The organism is Sedimentibacter sp. B4, assembly GCF_000309315.1.
Lineage (GTDB): Bacteria > Bacillota > Clostridia > Tissierellales > Sedimentibacteraceae > Sedimentibacter > Sedimentibacter saalensis.
The window spans coordinates 1-201 of the sequence record NZ_CANG01000787.1 but is presented as its reverse complement, the minus strand read 5'-3'; the positions used below and the strand labels follow the sequence as shown (position 1 = coordinate 201).

The window sequence follows — 201 nt, the reverse complement described above, 5'->3', positions numbered from 1 at the left end:
GCGACCCGAGGAACGCAGCGTCCTGGCGGCTGCTGGAGCGCCTCGGCTTCCGCCGCGAGGGCCATTTCCGGGCGAACGCGTCGTTCACGTCCGACGCCGAGGGCAACCCGGTGTGGCACGACAGCTACCTCTACGCGGTGCTCGCCGATGAGTGGCGGGCGCGCTCGGGCCTGTCCCGCTGAGGGGGAACTGCGTCCGGCC

At 73.1% G+C, this 201-nt stretch carries 1 protein-coding gene; it reads left to right on the top strand.

Annotated features, from left to right (window positions below):
- On the top strand, positions 1–182 hold a 182-nt coding region (locus BN358_RS26970; RefSeq protein ID WP_198018487.1), incomplete at its 5' end, for a GNAT family N-acetyltransferase.
- Positions 183–201: the final 19 nt, after the last annotated feature.